Raw genomic sequence first — 19,093 nt, 5'->3', positions numbered from 1 at the left:
TGAACTCGACAGACCCGGAGGCGATCGGTAAGGTCCAAGCCGCCGACGCCATGAACCTTGCAGCTGTTCAGTGCCTGGCCCGAGCGTCAGGCCCATCTCACCCGCTGGGTGCTGCTGCTGGGCTGGCTGGGGTTGATCGTCTCGCTGCTGATCCCGGACGTCGACCCCTGGCCCTTCGACATCAACCACTGCGGAGCGCTGCTGGATTGCCACACCCATGAGGGCAATCAGATCTTCTGGGGCCTGGTGGTGCCCAGCGGCCTGTTGATCCTGGTGGTCCTCAGCCATGAGGTCTGGCGCCGGATCTGCCCGCTGGCGTTCATCTCCCAGGTGTTCCGCGCCCTGCACTGGCAGCGCACGGTGCCGGGCAAGGGGGGGCGCCGGGAGGTGGTGAAGGTGGAGGCCAACTCCTGGCTGGGCCAGCACCACGTGCAGTTGCAGTGGACTCTGTTCATCGCCGGCCTCAGCCTGCGGCTGCTGGTGGTCAACAGCAGCACCCTTGGCCTGGGGCTGTTGTTGCTCACCACCCTGGCGGCGGCCCTGGTGGTGGGTTGGGCCTACGGCGGCAAGGCCTGGTGCCAGTACGTCTGCCCGATGGCGCCGGTGCAGACGATCGTCACCGGCCAACGGAGCCTGCTGGGCAGTCCCGCCCACATGGACACCAGTTCCAAGATCACCCAGTCGATGTGCCGCACCTACGGCGAGAAGGGCAAGCTCCAGAGCGCCTGCGTCGCCTGCCAGGCCCCCTGCATCGACATCGATTCGGAGCGTGCCTATTGGCAGACCTTCAGCGGCAAGCGGGGTCTCGACTGGGCCTGGTTCTCCTACCCGGGCTTGGTGCTGGGCTTCTTCCTGCTGATCCGCGCCGAATCCCGCGAGGGGGTGGATTATCTGCGCACGGGCCTATGGGCCTACGACGCCCGCCATGTTGATGCGATCCTTCAGCCCCTGCAGCTGTGGGGCTTGAACACGCTGCTGCCGCGGCTGCTCTCCCTGCCGGCGCTGCTGGTGCTCGCGGGAGCTGTTTCGGTGGCCCTGTTCTCCTGGCTGCAGCGGCAGCTGGAGCGGCGGCTGGTGGCCTTCGGGGAGCGGGCCGGAGAACGCGCCCTGCAGCGCACCCGTCTGCTGGCCACCGTTCTGGCGGTGAACATCTTTTTCTGGTTCGCGGACCCTTCCCTGGGGGCACTGGGGGGCAAGGGCGGTCAGCTGATCCGCTCCGTGGTGCTGATCGCCAGCGGCATGTGGCTCTACCGCGGCTGGTCCCGGGACAAGGCCACCTACACCCGCGAGAGCACCAGCGCCAGCCTGCGCAAGCAGCTCGAAAAACTTGTGCCTGAACTGGACGCCGTGCTCGAGGGGCGCTCGCTCCAGGAGCTCAGCGCCAACGAGGTGTTCACCCTCGCCAAGGTTCTGCCCGTGCAGATCAGCGCCACCAAGCGAGGGATCTACAGGGAGGTGATGTCCGATTTGTTCGACAGCGGCCGGCTGGACCGGGCCGCGGCCCTGGTGCAGCTGGAGGAGCTGCGCCAATCCCTGGGGCTGGTGGAGGAGGACCACCACGTGGCCGTGCGCGAACTGGCGATCACTGACCCGCGCATCCTGCAACTCGACTATCGCCAGCGGGAGATCCGCAGCCTGCGCCAGGAGGCCGCCGCCGAGGCGATCGAAGATCTGCTCGAGGCCAGCCGCACCCTCGATCTCAGCGCCGCCCTTGCGTCCCCCAGCCACCAGGAAGGGCTGGAGCGCATCCGCTCCGATTTCGTGCTCGACGAGGCCAGCTGGGGTGAACTGCTGGCCCGCTTCGGCCCGACGTCGGCCTACTCAACGCAGCGCCTCGAGGAGGAATGGGAGGAGCTGCGCGCCCAGCTTGCCGCCCGCGCCAGCCTGGAGCTTGCGGCCGCCACTGACCCGCTGATCCGACCCCTGTTGCCGGTGATTGATCGGCGCCTCACTAGCCTGTTCGTGGTCATCTGGCCCAGCCTTTCCCCCTTCGGTGACGACGACCCGCTGGTGCAGCGGTTCGCGGCGCTGCTGCCCCTGGCGCCTCCTTCAGTGCTCAGCCAGCTCCGGCGCCGGGAAGAACGCCTGCTGCTGGAGGCCGGGCATGCGGCCGGCAGCCTGGATCCCTTGCCCGAGCCCGCCGAAGCGCTCGAAGCCCTCTGGCTTGATCCCGATCCCGACACCGCCCTCTGGGTGCTGTGGGTGCAGGATCGGCGCGCGCCGGTGCGGGCCGCCGCCCTCCGCCGTCAGCCGCGGGTGGGCTTGCCGGACAGCCCGGCCCTGCGCCAGTTGCTGGCAGGGGTCGATGTGCCCCACAGCGAGCGGCTCACCCAGCTGCTGCAGGTCCCCTTGGGGGCCGACCTCTCCCCGGCGGCCCTGTTCAGCATGTTGCGCTGGGGGGACCAGCGCCGGCTGGAGCCGGGTGAGGTGCTGTTTGGCGTCGGCGATCAACCCGACATCGTCGCGATCCTGCTGGAGGGCCGTTGCGAGGTCTACCGCGACGACGGAGTGGGCAATCCGATGGCCCTGATGGCCCAGATCCGCGTGGGCGAGCCGATTGGAGAGGTGGCGTTCTTCACCGATCACCCCCGCCGTGCCCAGGTGCGTGCCGGCGCCGAACCCGCCACGGTGCTGGTGTTCACCGCCTCCCATTTCGAGGAGCTGCTCGCCCAATCGACTGAGTTCAGCCGCAGCCTGTTGCAGCAGTTGTCGCTGCGGTTGGAGGATCTGTACGCCAAGGTCGGCCCGGCCAGTGTGTCCCGCTGAGGGGCGCAGCGCGCCCCTCAGCGGCGATGCACGAACCGTGCCCCGGCAGGATGGCACCAGCGTGATTTGGCCCTTGGTGTCCTTCCCCAGCCCCTGGCGGTCCATCGGCGGCGGTGTCACGGCGCCGGCGGGGTTTCTGGCGGCCGGCTCCACCGCCGGCCTCAAGGCCTCCGGCAAGCCGGATCTGTCCTTGCTGCTGGCACCTGTTGGGGCCGTCTGCGCCGGCAGCTTCACCACCAACCGGGTGCGGGCCGCCTGCGTGGATCTCTGCGCTGGGCGATTGGTCGCCAGCGGTGGTCGCGCCCGGGCGGTGCTCACCAACTCAGGCCAGGCCAACGCCTGCACGGGATCGCGGGGCCTGGCCGACAGCCTCACGGCCACGGCCGAACTGGCCCGGCGCCTGGGACTCCAGCCGGCCGAGGTGCTGCTCTGCTCCACCGGCGTGATCGGGGTGCCGATCCCGATCGACACCCTGGTGGCGGGCCTCGATCCCCTGGTGGCGGCCCTGGGCCCCGAGGGCGGCGCCGCCGCCGCCACGGCGATCCTCACCACCGATCTGACGAACAAGCAGATCGCCCTGGAGGCCGACCTGGGCGGTCGCCGGGTGCGCCTCGGCGGCATGGCCAAGGGCTCCGGGATGATCCATCCCCAGATGGCCACGATGCTGGGCTATCTCAGCTGCGATGCCGGAGTGCCGGCGGATCTGTGGCAAGGGATGGTGCGGCGGGCGGTGGAGCGCTCCTTCAATGCGATCACGGTGGACGGTGACACCAGCACCAACGACACGTTCCTGGCCTTCGCCGCTGGAGCACCCCTGCCACCGGAGCAGTTCGAGGCCCTGGAGGCGGGCCTGACGGCGGTGTCCCAGCACCTGGCCCGCGCCATCGCCCGCGATGGTGAAGGGGCCACCTGTCTGATCGAGGTGCAGGTGGAGGGTGCCGCCAGCGACGCCGACGCCCGTGCGATCGCCCGCATCGTCTGCGGCTCATCGCTGGTGAAGTGCGCCGTGCACGGCCGCGACCCCAACTGGGGCCGGATCGTGGCGGCGGCGGGCCGGGCCGGGGCCGCCTTTGATCCGGAAGCGGTGGCCCTCTGGCTTGGGGCGCATCAGCTCATGGCCCGCGGTCAGCCCCTCGCCTTCGATCGCCCGGCGGCTTCGACCTACCTCAAGGCCCGGGCCGCCGGTGCCTACTTGGGTGGAAGCGGTCCCGGCGGTGACACCGTGCTCATCCGGCTGCGGCTGGGAGAGGGGCCCGGTGCCGGTGCCGCCTGGGGCTGCGACCTCTCGGATCAATACGTGCGCATCAACGCCGACTACACCACCTGAGGCGCTGGAGGTGGGATCGTCCGTCGTGCCTGGTTCCTGGAGATCACTCAGCCGATGCTTTGGTGCTGAGAACTGTCTGGCAATTGGGCTCGTTGGAGATGGCCCACTCGAGCAGGTAGGCGGCGAGATTGCTCAAGGACCGACCCTGTTCCCGGGAGATGGTAATCAGTCGCTCGTTGACACTTTCGGGAATGGTGATGCTGATGCGAGCGGGCGCTTTGAATTGGGTGTTGTGCCCAACGCGCGACTTTGCCATATCCTCCTCGCTTGCTTCGTTTATTGACCTTAGTTGGCTGGGGCACATTTGCCTGTGGGCTCGGTAGTCGGATCCCCGCCATCAGTGCGCAAGGCGGCAGGCGGCTTCAAGGCTGTGGCTGCGATCTCCGGTAGCTGGGCTATTCCCGGGAGAACGAACCCAACCACAACGACAGGACCAGGAGGGCCTTTGATGTCCCAGGGCTGGGGCAGGATGGTGCAACCTTCCCCGTCCCATCGCCCCACCGCCCGATGGCCCAGGCCCGTGTCGCCCCCACCCGCGTCGCCCGCCCAGGGAATCCCTGGATCGGCCCGCTGGTGATCGGGCTGTGTTTCTCCCTCGGGTTTGGTCTCACCCAGCGGTTGTTGGCCCTGAGTGAGACACCATCCCTCGATTTGGGCCACCGCTTCGACACGCAGCCTTTCCCCGGCACCAGCCTTGAGAGCCTGCGCATGCGTTACGGCAGCGCCAACGAATCACTGCGGGGCGATCCCAATCCTCCGGCCAAGCCAACTCCCACCGAGGGTCTTCCAGGCCCCCTGCCTGGGGCCGACCCCGCCAGCGGTGCAGCCGATGCCCTTGCTCCTAGTGGGGCGGTCCCGAGCGACCCGGCCCCCGGCGAGCCCGCCCCGGTCAAGTCGAAGGTCCCACCCGCCAACGGTGCAGAAGGAGAGGTTGCCCCGCAACCCTCTTCGGAGACCCCGGAGGCCCCCCCCCTGCCTGAGGCGGTGGCACCGGCCCGCTGAGCCCCGGCCACTGGATCCGATCTGCCACAGTTTGGCCAGCACCGCAGGACCTCGATGAGCGCCCCGCAATCCCTGCTTCAGGCCACGGTCAACCGGCTCTCGGCACGGCTTCAGAGTGGGATCGGAGATGTACTGGCCACCCTTGCCAGCTTGGCGGAGGCGGCGCCAGAGCGCCTGCAGCAGGAGTGGACCTTGTTTGTGGAGGAGGTGGAGCAGGAGGCCGAGCGGCTCGAACGTCGTGAGAATCCTGAGGCCACCCCAGCCGCCAGTCCCGGCAGCAGCCCCCCTTCGAGCGCCTCCGGCGCCGAGGCTGCCAGCACGGGCTTCGCTGGCGCAGGAACGGCAGCTCCGGGCAGCCCCCCCAGCACCCAGGAACAGATTGATGCCCTGCGGGCCCGGGTGGCCGGACTCTCCGGGCGGCTTGAGGAGCGGCCTTGATCACCCTGGTGCGGCGTCGGCTACGGGAACTGACCCGCAGCCTGCAGGTCTGGTGGGTGGTGGTGGTGATGGTGGTCGGTCTCTGGTGGGACGCGATCCCCTGGACCTACCCCGGTGGTGTGGATGACGAGCGCCGCGCCCAGCGTCAGCGCCGCCGGGCCCACTGGCTCACCGCCCGCCTGCTCGGTCTGGGCTCGGCCTTCATCAAGCTCGGTCAGCTGCTCTCGGCCCGTCCCGATGTGTTGCCTGCCGGCTATGTGGAGGAGCTGTCCAAGCTCCAGGACCAGGTTCCGGCCTTCCCCTTCGCGGTCGCCCAGGGGCTGCTGGAGCAGGAGCTCGGCGAGCGCTGCGCCGAGATCATCGATCTGGAGAGCGAGCCCCTGGGGGCCGCCAGCCTCGCCCAGGTGCACCGGGCGAGCCTGCGCAGCGGCCGCCAGGTGGTGCTCAAGATCCAGCGTCCTGGCCTGGAGCGGCTCTTTCGCCTCGATCTCGACATTCTCCAGCAGGTGGCCGCTGTGCTCCAGCGCCACCCCCGCTGGGGAGCGGGCCGTGACTGGGTGGGTATCGCCCAGGAATGCCGTCGGGTGCTGGTGCGCGAGCTGGATTTCCGCATCGAGGCTGAGCATGCGGCCCGGTTCCGCCAGCAGTTCCTCGATGACCCGCTGATCAACGTTCCGGCGGTGATTTGGGAGTTGAGCACCCGGCGGGTGCTCTGCCTCGATTACATGCCTGGAATCAAGATCAACGACCGTTCCGCCCTGGTCGAGGCGGGAATCGATCCGGCCGCCGTAGCCGAGCGGGGGGCGGCCAGCTACCTGCAGCAGCTGGTGCGCTATGGCTTCTTCCACGCCGATCCCCACCCCGGCAACCTGGCGGTGGCCGCCGATGGGGCCCTCATCTACTACGACTTCGGGATGATGGGGCAGATCTCCCAACGGCTGCGCAACCGCCTGGGGCGCATGGTCCGCGCCGCCGCCGCCCGCGATGCAGCCGCCCTGGTGGAGGAGCTCCAGGCAGCCGGGGTGATTGCCACCGATGTGGACCCCGGACCGGTGCGCCGCCTGGTGCGGGTGATGCTCAACGATGCGCTCACGCCGCCCTTTTCCAGCAACGTGATCGAAAAGCTCTCCGGCGATCTCTACGACCTGGTCTATGGCCAGCCGTTCCGGTTGCCGGTGGAGTTGATCTTCGTGATGCGCGCCCTCTCCACCTTCGAGGGGGTCGGCCGGAGTCTCGATCCCGCCTTTAGCCTGGTGGCGATTGCCCGCCCCTACCTGCTGCCCCTGATGTCCGCCAGCGGTAACGGCCCCAACGACTTCATCAATGAGCTGGGTCGCCAGGCGGCGGAGGTGGGCAGCCGCGCCCTGGGTCTCCCCCGGCGCCTTGAGGAAAGTCTGGCCCGGGTTGAGCAGGGCGACCTGCAGGTGCAGATCCGTGCCGGCGAAACCGACCGTCTCCTGCGGCGGCTCGCCGTCAGCCAGCAGTTGGGTGGGCAGTCGGTGCTGCTCGGCGCCCTGGTGGTGGCTGCTTCGGTGCTGGGCACCGGTGGCCGTCCGGCGTTGGCCGTCCTGCCGCTGCTCGCGGCCTTGCCCGTCGGCTACGGCTGGATTCGCCTGCAGGGAAGATTGCGCCGGGATGCCCGCCTGGAGCAGTTGCCCGGCGCCCGGCGCTGATCAGGCCTTGCCCCGGGGGCCCCTGTCTTCGACACCGGCGTAGACCGCCTGGCTGCCCAGCTCGTCTTCGATGCGCAGCAGGCGGTTGTACTTGGCGACCCGCTCGCTGCGGCTCAGGGAGCCGGTCTTGATCTGGCCGGCGCGGGTGGCCACTGCCAGATCAGCGATCGTCGTGTCCTCTGTTTCGCCGCTGCGGTGGCTGATCACGCTGGTGTAGCCGGCCCGGCCGGCCAGGTCGATCGCCTGCAGGGTTTCGGTGAGGGAGCCGATCTGATTGACCTTGATCAGGATCGAATTGGCGGTTCCCTGCTCGATGCCCCGTTGCAGGCGGCTGGTGTTGGTCACGAACAGGTCGTCACCCACCAGCTGCACGCGGCTGCCCAGCCGCTGGGTCAGCAGGGCCCAGCCCTCCCAGTCGTCCTCGGCCAGGCCATCCTCGATCGAGACGATCGGGTAGCGGCTGACCATCGCCTCCAGCTGATCCACCAGCTCGGCGCTGGTGTAGCTGCCACCGCCGAAGGCGTAGCGGCCGTCTTTGTAGAACTCGGTGCTGGCCACATCCAGGGCCAGTGAAATCTGATCGCCGGGGCGGTAGCCCGCCTTCTCGATCGCGGCCACGAGCAGATCGCCACCGGCCTCATTGCTGGTCAGATTCGGTGCGAAGCCGCCCTCATCGCCCACGGCCGTGGATAGCCCCTGCTCATGCAGCAGCCCCTTGAGGGTGTGGAACACCTCGGCGCCCATGCGCAGGGCCTCCCGGAAGCTGGAGGCACCGTGGGGCACCACCATGAACTCCTGGAAATCCAGGTTGTTGGTGGCGTGGGCACCGCCGTTGATCACGTTCATCAGAGGCACCGGCAGCAGGGTGGCCAGCGGTCCCCCCAGGTAGCGGTAAAGGGGCAGGCCCACGCCTTCGGCCGCGGCCCGGGCCACCGCCAGGCTCACCGCCAGGATCGCATTGGCCCCGAGGGCGGATTTGTTGTCGCTGCCGTCAAGCTCGATCATCGCGGCATCGACGGTGCCCTGGTCGGTGGCACTCAGCCCGCAGAGGGCCGGGGCGATTTTTTCCTCGATGTTGGACACCGCCTTGGTCACCCCCTTGCCGAAGTAGCGGCTGGGGTCGCCATCCCGCAGTTCGTGGGCCTCGTGGGCGCCGGTGCTGGCGCCGCTGGGCACGATCGCCATGCCGCGGGCGCCTCCCTCAAGCAGTACCTCCGCCTCCACGGTGGGGGTGCCGCGGGAATCAAGCACCTCGCGGGCCACCACGGTGTCGATGACGAGATCGAGGGAGTCGAACACGAATGCGTTTCGTTGATGGTGGCGATCTTATGGGCCGCCCCCATCCGTCCATTTGTGCCGGTTGGCACGGATCTCGGCCGGCGGCTCAGAATGGCCCTGCCCCACTCCCTGACCATGCGACTGCTTCACACCATGTTGCGGGTGGGGGATCTGGAACGCTCGCTCGTTTTTTACACCGATCTGCTCGGCATGCGCCTGCTCCGCCGCAAGGATTATCCCGGCGGCCGTTTCACCCTGGCCTTCGTGGGCTATGGCGAGGAGCGCGACACAACCGTGCTGGAGCTCACTCACAACTGGGACACGGCCAGCTACGAGATCGGCAGCGGCTACGGCCACATCGCCTTGGGGGTGGACGATATCCAGGCTGTGTGTGACCGGATCCGCACCAAGGGCGGCAAGGTGACGCGGGAGCCTGGTCCGATGAAGCACGGCAGCACCGTGATCGCCTTCGTGGAAGATCCCGATGGCTACAAGGTGGAACTGATTCAAATCTCCCCCCGGCCCGATGCGGTCTGACCCTTCCCCCCCGGGCAGCCTCACCAGCGAACCGGATCGCTTCAGCGACGCCGCCTGGGACCTGCTGTTGGCCAGCCAGGACCAGGCCCGCCGTTGGCGCCACGGCCAGCTTGACGTGGAGCATCTGCTGCAGGTGCTGTTCAGCGATGCACGCTTTGCCAGCTGGGTGGACCCGTTGCCGATCGATGTGGATCAGGTGCTTGATCGCATCGAGGCCTTCTGCGCCGAGCAGCCCACCGGAGGCGGCGATGAGCTGTTCATCGGTGAGGCCCTTGAGGACTTACTGGAGGCGGCGGATCGCCGCCGGGGCGGCTGGGGGTCGCGCCTGATCGATGGGCCCCATCTGCTCTTGGCGCTGCTGGAGGAGCCTCGGCTGGGGGCCGAGCTGCTCGCCGCCGAGGGCCTTCGTGAGGAGAGGCTGCTGCGGCAGCTGCGGCCTGGGGCGCCCCCGCGCCCCCCCGCGATTTCCCCGGTGCCGGCCCCCGGGAACGAAGCCAAGGGCCCTGCGGCGCCTCATCGCCCTCGGGCTCAGCAGCAGCGCAGCGACGACGACGACTGGATCGACACGACCCCCGCCGCCCCGGCCTTGTCCCGGTCCCAGCCAGCCGCCCCGCCCCCGCTGGCCGGCCCTGGCGCCATCGCTGCCCCCCCGGACGGAGGGCTCACCCTGGAGCGGGATCCTTCGCCCCTGGAGCAGTTCGGCCGCGACCTCACCGCCGCCGCCCGCGCCGGTCAGCTCGATCCGGTGATCGGTCGCGACGCCGAGATCCGCCGCCTGATCCAGGTGCTTTCACGTCGGGGCAAGAACAATCCGGTGCTGATCGGCGAGCCCGGGGTGGGCAAGACCGCCATCGCCGAGCTGTTGGCCCAGCGGATCGTGGCCGGTGAGGTGCCCGATTCGCTCAAGGGCCTGCGCCTGATCAGCCTCGACCTGGGGGCCCTGATCGCCGGCGCCAAGTTCCGCGGCCAGTTCGAGGAACGGCTGCGCAGTGTGCTGGCGGAGGTGAGCGACCCCGATGCCGGCGTGGTGCTGTTCATCGATGAGCTGCACACGGTGGTCAGCAGCGACCGCTCCAGCGCCGATGCCGGCAGCCTGCTCAAGCCGATGCTCGCCCGCGGCGAATTGCGCTGCATCGGCGCCACCACCCCCGCCGATTACCGGCGCACGGTGGAGAAGGATCCCGCCCTCGACCGCCGCTTCCAGCAGGTGATGGTGGGCGAGCCGAGCCTGGAGGTGAGCATCGACATCCTGCGAGGGCTCAAGGAGCGCTACGAGCTGCACCACGGCGTCACGATCAGCGATGGGGCGGTGGTGGCCGCCACCCGGCTGGCGGCCCGCTATATCGCCGACCGCTGCCTCCCAGACAAGGCGATCGACCTGATCGATGAGGCCGCCGCCCAGCTCAAGATGGAGGTCACGTCCAAACCCCAGCTGGTGGAGGACGCCGAGCTGGCGCTGCGGCGGGTGGAGCTGTCCCTGCTGGCGGCGGAATCGGCACCGATGGACGAGCGCCTGGTGCTGCAGGACCAGCGCCGGGAGGCCCAGGAGTGCCTGGGGGCCCTGCAGGAACGCTGGCAGGGGGAACGGGAGCAGCTGGCGGAGCTGCGGGAGCTCCAGCACCAGGACGAGGACCTGCGTCACGCCATGGCAGAGGCGGAGCGCGATGGCGATCTCGAGGAGGCGGCCCGGCTGCAGTACGACCAACTCCATGGGGTTCAGCAGCGGCGCCTCGCCCTGGAGCAGGCGATGCTCGACGACCAGCGCTCCGGCCAGTCGCTGCTGCGGGAGCAGGTGGAGGAGGGTGACATCGCCGATGTGGTGGCCCGCTGGACCGGCATCCCCGTGCAACGGCTGCTGGCCGGGGAACGCCAGAAGTTGCTGGAGCTCGAAAACCGGTTGGGGGAGCGCGTGATCGGCCAGCCCGAAGCGGTCACCGCCGTGGCGGCCGCGATCCGTCGCGCCCGGGCCGGGATGCAGGATCCGCGCCGTCCCGTGGGCTCGTTCCTGTTCCTCGGCCCCACCGGGGTGGGCAAGACTGAACTGGCCAAGGCGCTGGCGGCAGCCCTCTTCGATGAACCCGAGGCCCTGGTGCGTCTCGACATGAGCGAGTACATGGAGCGGAATGCCGTCGCTCGCCTGCTCGGGGCTCCGCCGGGCTACGTGGGCTATGAGGAGGGTGGCCAGCTCACGGAGGCCGTGCGCCAGCGCCCCTACGCGGTGCTGCTGCTCGATGAGGTGGAAAAGGCCCACCCCGAGGTGTTCAACGTGCTCCTGCAGGTGCTCGACGACGGCCGCCTCACCGATTCCCAAGGCCGCACGGTCGATTTCCGCCACACGGTGGTGGTGATGACCAGCAACCTGGCCAGCAGGGCCATCCTTGAGCACGCCCGCGCCGGCGGCGACAACCATGCCGAGCGCCAGGCCCAGCTCGATGCCGCCGTCGAGCAGGCCTTGGCCAGCCAGTTCCGTCCCGAGTTCCTCAACCGCATCGACGAGGTGATCCGCTTCCGCCCCCTGCGGCCCGAAGACCTGCAGCGGATCGTGCGCCTGCAACTGGCGGAGCTGGCGCTGCTGCTGGCGGACCAGGGGTTGGAGCTTGAGGTGGATGAGCCGGTGGTGGCCCGCCTGGCGGAGCAGGGTCACCAGCCCGAATACGGCGCTCGGCCGCTGCGACGTCTGTTGCGCCGCCAGATCGAAAACCCCCTGGCCACCGCCCTGCTCGCCGAGACCTTCAGCGGCGCCAGGGGCGTGCGCGTGCAGGCCGCCCCTGAACCTGCGGCGCCGCTGCTCTTCACCCCCCTGGCTTCGACCCGTGGGGACGTCCGGTAGGGTGATCGTTTGCCGGTACGTTTGATCGCACCGGTGCGCCAGCGCCTGTGACTCTCCAAACGCCCGAAGACACGGCTGAAACCACCGCCGCCCCAGCTGCACCAGCAGCGAAGACCGGTCCAGGCGGCTTCGCCGCCGCCACGGTCGAGGAGTTGCGCAAGGTGGTCTGGCCCAGCCGTCAGCAGCTGTTCAGCGAGTCGGTGGCCGTGATCTTGATGGTCAGCCTCTCGGCGGCCACCATCGCCGCCGTCGATCGCTTCTTTGGCTGGGGGTCCCAGCAGATCTTCCGCTGACCCCCCGCCCGCTGCTCCCCCTCCGCTGCGCCTCCCCGATCTGAACACCGTGTCCGAAGCCGAACTCGCCACCTTTGATCCCACCTCGGGCGCCGAGACCCCTGGGGGGGCCGCCGCGCCGGGCCCGGCGATCGACCTGAGCGAAGCCTCTGTCGCTGCCGGCACGTCGGAGGGCAAGAAGGCCGTCGCGCGCTGGTATGCCGTGCAGGTGGCCTCCAGCTGCGAGAAGAAGGTCAAGGCCACCCTGGAGCAGCGGGCCGTGACCCTCGGAGTCGACAGCCGCATCCTTGAAATTGAGATTCCCCAGACCCCGGCCGTCAAGATCAAGAAGGATGGCAACCGCCAGAGCACCGAAGAAAAGGTGTTTCCCGGCTACGTGCTCGTGCGCATGGTCCTCGATGAGGACACGATGATGGCGGTGCGCAGCACCCCCAACGTGATTAATTTCGTGGGGGCCGAGGAGCGCCGCGCCACGGGCCGGGTGCGTGGTCACATCAAGCCCCGCCCCCTCAGCCGCACCGAGGTGGACCGCATCTTCAAGCGGGCCGCCGAGAAGAAGGCCGTGGTCAAGGTCGACCTCACCGAGGGCGATCAGATCCTCGTCACCGCCGGTCCGTTCAAGGACTTCCAGGGCGAGGTGATCGAGGTCTCCGGCGAGCGCAGCAAGCTCAAGGCCCTGCTCTCGATCTTCGGCCGGGAAACCCCGGTCGAGCTGGAGTTCGCCCAGATCAGCAAACAGAGCTGAGTCCCAGCGGCCGCCTCCCTGCGGAGGGTGGCCGTCCATCGCCCGCCGTGGCCCCTGGCTTCGGCGATCCGCAGACCGTCCCGACGTCCCCCCCGGGAGTCCCCGTCCCCCAGCCCAGCCGATGGCCAAGAAAGTCGTAGCCGTGATCAAGCTGGCCCTCAATGCCGGCAAAGCCAACCCCGCACCGCCCGTGGGCCCCGCCCTCGGCCAGCACGGGGTGAACATCATGGCGTTTTGCAAGGAGTACAACGCCCGCACCCAGGACAAGGCCGGCTATGTGATTCCGGTCGAGATTTCGGTCTTCGAAGACCGCAGTTTCACCTTCATCACCAAGACCCCTCCCGCCTCTGTCTTGATCTCCAAGGCGGCCGGCATCGAGAAGGGTGCCGCCACCTCCGCCAAGGGTTCGGTGGGTGCCATCAGCCGCACCCAACTCGAGGAGATTGCCCGCACCAAGCTGCCCGATCTCAACACCTCCAGCCTGGAGTCCGCCCAGCGCATCATCGAAGGCACCGCCCGCAACATGGGCGTCGCCATCCGCGACTGAGCCCGAACCGGTCGGTTCCGGCCACCGATTCAGCACCGTTGTTCCACCCATCCACCCCACCGGGGGAGACCGCCCAGCGGTCGTTCGCACCCCACTTCCCCGCCATGCCGAAGATTTCCAAGCGTCTGTCCGCCCTTCAGAGCCAGATCGAAGACCGCGCCTACACCCCCGAGGAGGCGCTGGCGCTGGTGAAGGCCACCGCCACGGCCAAGTTCGACGAAACAATCGAAGCCCACGCGCGCCTGGGCATCGATCCCAAGTACACCGACCAGCAGCTGCGCACCACCGTCGCCCTGCCCAACGGCACCGGCCAGACCATTCGCATCGCCGTGATCGCCCGCGGTGAGAAGGTGGCTGAGGCCAAGGCTGCCGGCGCCGATCTCGCAGGCGACGACGAGCTGGTGGACGCCATCGCCGGCGGCCAGATCGATTTCGACCTGCTGATCGCCACCCCGGACATGATGCCGAAGGTGGCCAAGCTCGGCCGGGTGCTCGGCCCCCGGGGCCTGATGCCGAACCCCAAGGCCGGCACCGTCGCCACCGACCTGGCTGCGGCCATCAACGAGTTCAAGGCGGGCAAGCTGGAATTCCGGGCCGACCGCACCGGCATCGTGCACGTGCGCTTCGGCAAGGCCAGCTTCAGCGTCGAGAAGTTGCAGGAGAACCTCAAGGCCCTGCAGGAGACGATCGATCGCCAGAAGCCCAGTGGTGCCAAGGGGCGTTACTGGAAGAGCCTGTACCTCAGCTCCACCATGGGTCCCTCGGTGCAGGTGGACGTCAACGCCCTGCAGGACATCAAGCAGGAAGGCTGAGCTTCCGCTCCAGCCACTTGAACAGCAGGGAGGCGCTGGTGGTCATCACCAGATACACCAGCGCCACCGCGATGTAGATCTCAAACGCCCGGTAGGTGGTGGCCACCATCAGTTGCCCCTGCCGGAACAGTTCGTCGAATCCGATCACGGCCGCCAGGCTGGTGTCCTTGATCAGGGTGATGAATTCATTGGCCAGCGGGGGCAGCACGCGCCGGATCGCCTGCGGGGCGATCACAAAGCCCATCCGCTCGATCGGGCTGAAGCCGAGGGCATCGGCCGCTTCCCACTGACCGCGGTCGATCGATTCGATGCCGCTGCGCAGCACCTCGGCCAGGTAGGCGGCCACGTTGAGGCTCAGGGCGATCACGGCAGCGGGCAGTCGCTCGATCGTGAAGGCGATGCTGAGGCTCTGGATCAGCGCCGGCAGCCCGAAATAGATCAGGAACAGCTGCACCAGCATCGGTGTGCCGCGAAAAAAGTCGATGTAGACGCGGCAGAGGCGGTGGGCCATGGGCCACGGTGCCTGCAGCAGCATCGCCAGACCCGTGCCGCCGATCAGGCCGAAGCTGAACGACAGCAGCGTCAGCAGCAGGGTGATGCCGGCGCCCTTGAGCAGGTGTTGGGCCAGTTGCGCCAGCTCCAGCCCCGCCTTCGGCGCGCTGCTCCGCTGCAAGGCCGGCGCCGTCAGCGGCAGCAGCGGCGGTTCGGCTCCGAGCCATTGGCGGTAGATCCGGGCATAGCGCCCGCTCTCGATCAGGTCGCCCAGTGCCCTGTTGATCGTCGCTTCCATCGGGGAGCCGGCGGGCAGGGCGATGCCGTAATGCTCGGTGCTGAGGCGCTCGCCAACGATGCGCAGGCCGGTGAGACGGGCTTGCCGGGTCGCATACAGAATCGCCGGTACATCACTCACCACGGCATCGGCATTGCCGTTGGCAAGCTCCTGCAGGGCCAGCGGGGTGGAATCGAAGTTGATCACCCGCGCACCCGGCACCTCGGCCGCCGCGATGGCCCCGGTGGTGCCGATCTGCACGGCGATGCGGAGTCCCTTGAGCTGCTCGCGGCTGGAGGGTTGAGGTCCGTTGTCCCGCACCACGATCGCCTGGCCAGCCTCGAAGTAGGGGCGGCTGAATTCAATCGCCCGGGCGCGCTCGGCGGTGATCGTGATGGCGCTGATCGCGGCGTTGATGCTGCGGGCCTGCAGCGCCGGAATGATGCCGTCGAACGGCAGCGCCACCAGTTCGATCGGATGGCCCGCCTGCTGGCCGATCGCCTCGATCAGATCAACATCGAAGCCGCGGATCGTGCCGGTGGCGTTGTCGCGGAATTCGAACGGGGGAAAAGTGGGATCGGTGCCCACCTTCCAGAGGCTGCCCAGCCCTGGGGAAGCAGCGGCGGGAGCGCTGGCGGCCCGGCCCGGAAGCGCTCCCGCCGCCAGGGCGCTCAGCCATCCGGCGAGGAGCAGCCCCACGGCCAGCCGAACGAGACGGCGGTGCCGACGCCCGATGCACTCGATACTGAACCAGGGCCGCCTGCTCATGGCCTGCGCTGCCTGCACCTCTGACACCCGATGATCGCCACATCAGCTGCAGAACCCATCCTGCAGTGCATTGATCTGCACAAAAGCTATGGCGAACAGGCCGTGCTCAACGGCGTGAGCACCCGCGTCCAGGCAGGCGAAGTGGTCTCGATCATCGGACCTTCGGGCTGCGGCAAGAGCACCTTCCTGCGCTGCTTGAACCGGCTCGAGGACTTTGAGCGGGGCCAGCTGCGGGTGCTGGGCCGCGACATCGCCGGCGGTCCGCTGGGCTGGCGCCAGCTGCGCGCGCTGCGCCTTCAGGTCGGCATGGTGTTCCAGCAATTCAACCTCTTCCCCCACCTGACAGTGCTGGAGAACCTGGTGCTGCCGCCGCGCCGGGTGCTGCGGCTGCCCCTGGCCGAATGCCACGACCGGGCCCGGCGCCACCTCGCCCAGGTCGGCCTGGCCGAGCGGGCCGGCGCCTATCCGGGTCAGCTCTCGGGCGGTCAGAAGCAGCGGGTGGCGATCGCCCGCAGTCTGTGCATGAACCCGGAGGTGATGATGTTCGACGAGCCCACCAGCGCCCTGGATCCGGAGCTGGTCGATGAGGTGCTGCAGGTGATGCGCCTGCTCGCCGAAAGCGGCATGACCATGCTGGTGGTCACCCATGAGATGCGATTTGCTCGCGAGGTCTCGAGCCGGGTGCTGTTTTTCAACAACGGCCGGATTGAGGAGCAGGGCGCTCCTGAAGCCGTGTTCGGCGCCCCCCGCAGCGAGCGGTTGCGCAGTTTCCTCAGGCGCCGCTAGGCCCCGAGAGCCTGCCGGCAAGCGCTGAGGTAGGGTGATCCACTGGCTTCGGCCAGGAGGGCCCGCGCCCGACCCCAGACAGCAGGTGAAGCCAGGTTCCCCCTTCATGGCGGGAGCTGCCGGATTCATAAATCCTGCCGAGGTGAACGCGAAGGATCTTGCTCTCCACGGCCCCCGGCACTCCGGTGGGCCGGGTCCAGCCGGTCCCGCGGCCTCGAGGTATGGCTGCCGCATGACGCGGCTGCCTCTGGGCCGCGGTCCCAGCTTGTTCCCCCGATCCGTTCCAAACCTATGGGCCGCACGCTGGAGAGCAAGCAACAGATCGTCGAAGAGCTCAAAGGGCTCCTCGGTGAGGCCGACATGGCACTGGTTCTTGATTACAAGGGCCTGACCATCAAGGAGATGTCTGATCTGCGGACCCGTCTGCAGGCCAGCAACGGCATTTGCAAGGTGACCAAAAACACCTTGATCCGCCGGGCCATTGATGGCAACAGCGCCTGGTCGGAACTCGATTCCCTGCTCACGGGCACCAATGCCTTCGTCCTGGTCAAGGGCGATGTCGGTGGTGCCGTCAAGGCCGTCCAGTCCTTCCAGAAGGACACCAAGAAATCGGAAGTCAAAGGGGGCCTTTTCGAAGGCAAACTTCTGTCCCAATCCGAAATCAAGGCCATCGGTGAGCTGCCCTCCAAGGAGGTGCTTCTGGCGCAGATCGCAGGTGCGATCAACGCCGTCGCCACCAAGGTGGCCATGGGAATCAACGAGGTTCCGGCCGGTCTTGCCCGGGCGCTCAAGGCCCACGCCGAATCAGGCGAGGGCTGATGTGCTGCACCGGCCCTGCCGGAGCAGCCCCCAAGAGTTCGACCGATCCCCCTGTTCCCCAACAGATCTGTTGCTGATCCCCCCTAACCATGTCCCCGAAAACCGACACCATTCTCGAGTCGCTCAAGGAGCTTTCCCTCCTCGAGGCCTCCGAGCTCGTTAAGCAGATTGAAGAGGCCTTCGGCGTTTCCGCGGCTCCCGCCGCTGGCGCTGTGGTGGTGGCTGCCGCCGCCGCCGCCGAGCCCGTCGAAGAGCAGACCGAATTCGACGTCATCCTCGACAGCTTTGATGCTGCCGCCAAGATCAAGGTCCTCAAGGCCGTCCGCGAGGTCACTGGCCTCGGCCTGGGCGAAGCCAAGGCCTTGGTGGAAGCCGCTCCCACTCCCATCAAGGAAGGCATCGCCAAGGGCGATGCCGAAGCGATCAAGAAGGCTGTGGAAGAAGTCGGCGGCAAGGTCACCATCAAGTGATCCGGCCCGACGGGGGCCCCGGCCCCCGTCAATCCTTCCTGTTGTCTTCGCCGGCCCTGTGGGGCCGGCTTTTTCATGGCCGCTCTGGCCGGCCCCAACCCGACCCAAGCCGGGGGCTTGGCAGGGGCAGGCGTTTCAGTGGGTGGGCTGTGCCCTGTCGGGTGGCTTGGCGACTCGCCCCGCCCGCAGCCCTGCCGGGTCTTTGGCTCGGGCCTGGCCTGGCGTCGGGCTGGGATCGTTGGCCACATGGAGCGCCGCTTCTGCGGACGGACAAAAAAAAGCCCCGCCAAAGGCAGGGCTCTGAGATTGGAACGATCCTGGGAGTCTGTCCTCGTTTCGACCCCGGGAGAGCGTTCTGCACTCCTCACAGCCCAGACCTTAACGGCAGGGGATGGGGGTGTCGATCGGGAATCGGACGCTGTGGCAACTGTCCTCGGGTCCGGTGGCCTCACTCCCGGAACGGGATCACCCTCAGGGCGATGGGGCCGCTGCCATAGCCCCCTCGGCTCTGGCTCCGTCCTGCGCCGCTCGCGCTCCCTGGATCGGATTCAGGGGAGTCCGAGCGGGTCAGCAGGGTCCGGGGTGGGGCCGCATCCCCCCTGGTGAGCTGGGCAAGGTTGGCGTCGCTGGCGAAGTAGATGTGATTGAGGGTCTGGCCGCCGTAGACCCTGCGGCGCAAGTGCCAGCCAGGTTCCAGGGCGATTGCCGCGAAGCCGTCCCGGTCCCGGCGTAGCACCGAGCCCCTGCCCAGGAGCAGGTCCTGGCGGCTGTCGGGCGAAGACCCGAGGAGCTGCAGCTCCTGTCCCATCTGGCGCAGCTGCAGGCGGTAGCGGCTCGACAAATCCACCTCACCCACCCGCAGGGAATAGCCGTTGCTGTCGATGTAGCGGCTGCAGATGCCGCTGTAGTCGAAGCGGGTCAGGGCCGCGTCGATCAGGCCATCGGAGCGCTGCTGCCAGCAGGCGGGCGCCGGCCGCAGCTGCTCGAGCACCATGAGGCTCCAGTCGGAGCGGGCCACGGGCTTGGCCAGGATCGCGAAGCGGCTGACCTCCACGGGCCGGCTCTCGAACAGAGCGGCGGCCCGGGCCGCCGGCACCAGGGCGATGGGGGTGAGGACCAGTGTCGATCCAGCCGCCAGAAGGGCACCAAGGCCCAAGGTCGCGAGGTAAGTTCGCTGCATGCGAGGGACTCCCCTGGTCGAGATCGAAAGCGCGTTCTACCGAACTTTTGTGC

At 68.3% G+C, this 19,093-nt stretch carries 18 protein-coding genes; 14 read left to right on the top strand and 4 right to left on the bottom strand.

The genetic code is table 11. The features are described 5' to 3' along the window. The first annotated feature begins 57 nt into the window (after window positions 1-57). Window positions 58-2,766 (top strand): cyclic nucleotide-binding domain-containing protein, encoded by a 2,709-nt coding sequence (locus KBY88_RS09540; protein ID WP_254939692.1) that lies wholly within the window; start codon window positions 58-60, stop codon window positions 2,764-2,766. 73 nt (window positions 2,767-2,839) lie between these two features. Then, window positions 2,840-4,093 carry a bifunctional glutamate N-acetyltransferase/amino-acid acetyltransferase ArgJ gene (argJ, locus tag KBY88_RS09535; RefSeq protein WP_396102888.1) on the top strand — a complete coding sequence of 418 codons (1,254 nt, stop codon included), beginning with the start codon at window positions 2,840-2,842 and terminating at the stop codon, window positions 4,091-4,093. A gap of 43 nt (window positions 4,094-4,136) precedes the next feature. On the opposite strand, the gene KBY88_RS09530 is transcribed toward argJ, so the two are convergent. After that, window positions 4,137-4,349 (bottom strand): ribbon-helix-helix domain-containing protein, encoded by a 213-nt coding sequence (locus KBY88_RS09530; protein ID WP_254939690.1) that lies wholly within the window; start codon window positions 4,347-4,349, stop codon window positions 4,137-4,139. A 251-nt stretch (window positions 4,350-4,600) separates the two neighbouring features. Here KBY88_RS09530 and KBY88_RS09525 point away from each other — a divergent pair, with 251 nt between their 5' ends. From KBY88_RS09525 to KBY88_RS09515, 3 genes are all read left to right on the top strand, one after another. After that, window positions 4,601-5,095, top strand: coding sequence for a hypothetical protein (locus KBY88_RS09525; RefSeq protein WP_254939689.1), 495 nt, complete (start codon window positions 4,601-4,603; stop codon window positions 5,093-5,095). 54 nt (window positions 5,096-5,149) lie between these two features. Further along, window positions 5,150-5,533 (top strand): hypothetical protein, encoded by a 384-nt coding sequence (locus tag KBY88_RS09520; protein WP_254939688.1) that lies wholly within the window; start codon window positions 5,150-5,152, stop codon window positions 5,531-5,533. 68 nt (window positions 5,534-5,601) lie between these two features. Then, window positions 5,602-7,206 carry an ABC1 kinase family protein gene (locus KBY88_RS09515; RefSeq protein WP_254939722.1) on the top strand — a complete coding sequence of 535 codons (1,605 nt, stop codon included), beginning with the start codon at window positions 5,602-5,604 and terminating at the stop codon, window positions 7,204-7,206. Here the strand turns inward: KBY88_RS09515 and eno are convergent, their stop codons facing one another. Continuing rightward, window positions 7,207-8,505 carry a phosphopyruvate hydratase gene (gene eno, locus KBY88_RS09510; RefSeq protein WP_254939687.1) on the bottom strand — a complete coding sequence of 433 codons (1,299 nt, stop codon included), beginning with the start codon at window positions 8,503-8,505 and terminating at the stop codon, window positions 7,207-7,209. A gap of 114 nt (window positions 8,506-8,619) precedes the next feature. On the opposite strand from eno, the gene gloA reads away from it, so the two are divergent. The 6 genes from gloA (at window position 8,620) to rplA (ending at window position 14,248) form a co-directional block, all read left to right on the top strand. Next, window positions 8,620-9,021 (top strand): lactoylglutathione lyase, encoded by a 402-nt coding sequence (gloA, locus tag KBY88_RS09505; RefSeq protein WP_254939686.1) that lies wholly within the window; start codon window positions 8,620-8,622, stop codon window positions 9,019-9,021. Next, window positions 9,011-11,851 (top strand): ATP-dependent Clp protease ATP-binding subunit, encoded by a 2,841-nt coding sequence (locus KBY88_RS09500; protein ID WP_254939685.1) that lies wholly within the window; start codon window positions 9,011-9,013, stop codon window positions 11,849-11,851. Before gloA ends, KBY88_RS09500 begins: the two co-directional genes overlap by 11 nt. 47 nt (window positions 11,852-11,898) lie before the next feature. Continuing rightward, window positions 11,899-12,144 carry a preprotein translocase subunit SecE gene (gene secE, locus KBY88_RS09495; protein ID WP_254939684.1) on the top strand — a complete coding sequence of 82 codons (246 nt, stop codon included), beginning with the start codon at window positions 11,899-11,901 and terminating at the stop codon, window positions 12,142-12,144. A gap of 130 nt (window positions 12,145-12,274) precedes the next feature. Then, window positions 12,275-12,889: a transcription termination/antitermination protein NusG gene (gene nusG / locus KBY88_RS09490; protein WP_254939721.1), complete on the top strand. Its 615-nt coding sequence runs from the start codon at window positions 12,275-12,277 to the stop codon at window positions 12,887-12,889. Between the two features lie 121 nt (window positions 12,890-13,010). After that, complete coding sequence (rplK, locus tag KBY88_RS09485) at window positions 13,011-13,436, top strand: 50S ribosomal protein L11 (RefSeq protein WP_254939683.1); 426 nt, start codon at window positions 13,011-13,013, stop codon at window positions 13,434-13,436. A 104-nt stretch (window positions 13,437-13,540) separates the two neighbouring features. After that, window positions 13,541-14,248, top strand: a complete 708-nt coding sequence (gene rplA, locus KBY88_RS09480; protein WP_254939682.1) for a 50S ribosomal protein L1 — start codon at window positions 13,541-13,543, stop codon at window positions 14,246-14,248. Here rplA and KBY88_RS09475 read toward each other — a convergent pair. Then, window positions 14,232-15,785, bottom strand: coding sequence for an ABC transporter permease subunit (locus tag KBY88_RS09475; RefSeq protein ID WP_254939681.1), 1,554 nt, complete (start codon window positions 15,783-15,785; stop codon window positions 14,232-14,234). The two genes, rplA and KBY88_RS09475, sit on opposite strands and share 17 nt — an antisense overlap. A gap of 30 nt (window positions 15,786-15,815) precedes the next feature. Between KBY88_RS09475 and KBY88_RS09470 the strand changes: the two genes are divergently transcribed. The 3 genes from KBY88_RS09470 (at window position 15,816) to rplL (ending at window position 17,860) form a co-directional block, all read left to right on the top strand. Continuing rightward, window positions 15,816-16,571, top strand: coding sequence for an amino acid ABC transporter ATP-binding protein (locus tag KBY88_RS09470; protein WP_254939680.1), 756 nt, complete (start codon window positions 15,816-15,818; stop codon window positions 16,569-16,571). Between the two features lie 291 nt (window positions 16,572-16,862). After that, window positions 16,863-17,390, top strand: coding sequence for a 50S ribosomal protein L10 (rplJ, locus tag KBY88_RS09465; RefSeq protein WP_254939679.1), 528 nt, complete (start codon window positions 16,863-16,865; stop codon window positions 17,388-17,390). 89 nt (window positions 17,391-17,479) lie between these two features. Next, the gene (gene rplL, locus KBY88_RS09460) at window positions 17,480-17,860 is read left to right on the top strand and encodes a 50S ribosomal protein L7/L12 (RefSeq protein ID WP_254939678.1); all 381 of its coding nucleotides are present in this window, start codon (window positions 17,480-17,482) and stop codon (window positions 17,858-17,860) included. Window positions 17,861-18,308: 448 nt separating this feature from the next. On the opposite strand, the gene KBY88_RS09455 is transcribed toward rplL, so the two are convergent. Further along, the gene (locus KBY88_RS09455; protein WP_254939677.1) at window positions 18,309-19,040 is read right to left on the bottom strand and encodes a DUF3747 domain-containing protein; all 732 of its coding nucleotides are present in this window, start codon (window positions 19,038-19,040) and stop codon (window positions 18,309-18,311) included. Window positions 19,041-19,093: the final 53 nt, after the last annotated feature.

It is taken from the genome of Cyanobium sp. Morenito 9A2 (assembly GCF_024345575.1).
In the GTDB taxonomy this organism is placed as follows: Bacteria; Cyanobacteriota; Cyanobacteriia; order PCC-6307; family Cyanobiaceae; genus ATX-6F1.
This window is presented reverse-complemented; position numbering and strand designations above follow the sequence as displayed.

Bases quoted from the DNA above. Each gene is read 5' to 3' on its own strand.
- KBY88_RS09530 (WP_254939690.1), bottom strand. From the start codon at position 4,349: ATGGCAAAGTCGCGCGTTGGGCACAACACCCAATTCAAAGCGCCCGCT.
- KBY88_RS09525 (WP_254939689.1), top strand. From the start codon at position 4,601: ATGGCCCAGGCCCGTGTCGCCCCCACCCGCGTCGCCCGCCCAGGGAAT.
- KBY88_RS09520 (WP_254939688.1), top strand. From the start codon at position 5,150: ATGAGCGCCCCGCAATCCCTGCTTCAGGCCACGGTCAACCGGCTCTCG.
- KBY88_RS09515 (WP_254939722.1), top strand. From the start codon at position 5,602: ATGGTGGTCGGTCTCTGGTGGGACGCGATCCCCTGGACCTACCCCGGT.
- gloA (WP_254939686.1), top strand. From the start codon at position 8,620: ATGCGACTGCTTCACACCATGTTGCGGGTGGGGGATCTGGAACGCTCG.
- KBY88_RS09500 (WP_254939685.1), top strand. From the start codon at position 9,011: ATGCGGTCTGACCCTTCCCCCCCGGGCAGCCTCACCAGCGAACCGGAT.
- rplK (WP_254939683.1), top strand. From the start codon at position 13,011: ATGGCCAAGAAAGTCGTAGCCGTGATCAAGCTGGCCCTCAATGCCGGC.
- rplA (WP_254939682.1), top strand. From the start codon at position 13,541: ATGCCGAAGATTTCCAAGCGTCTGTCCGCCCTTCAGAGCCAGATCGAA.
- KBY88_RS09475 (WP_254939681.1), bottom strand. From the start codon at position 15,785: ATGAGCAGGCGGCCCTGGTTCAGTATCGAGTGCATCGGGCGTCGGCAC.
- KBY88_RS09470 (WP_254939680.1), top strand. From the start codon at position 15,816: ATGATCGCCACATCAGCTGCAGAACCCATCCTGCAGTGCATTGATCTG.
- rplJ (WP_254939679.1), top strand. From the start codon at position 16,863: ATGGGCCGCACGCTGGAGAGCAAGCAACAGATCGTCGAAGAGCTCAAA.
- rplL (WP_254939678.1), top strand. From the start codon at position 17,480: ATGTCCCCGAAAACCGACACCATTCTCGAGTCGCTCAAGGAGCTTTCC.
- KBY88_RS09455 (WP_254939677.1), bottom strand. From the start codon at position 19,040: ATGCAGCGAACTTACCTCGCGACCTTGGGCCTTGGTGCCCTTCTGGCG.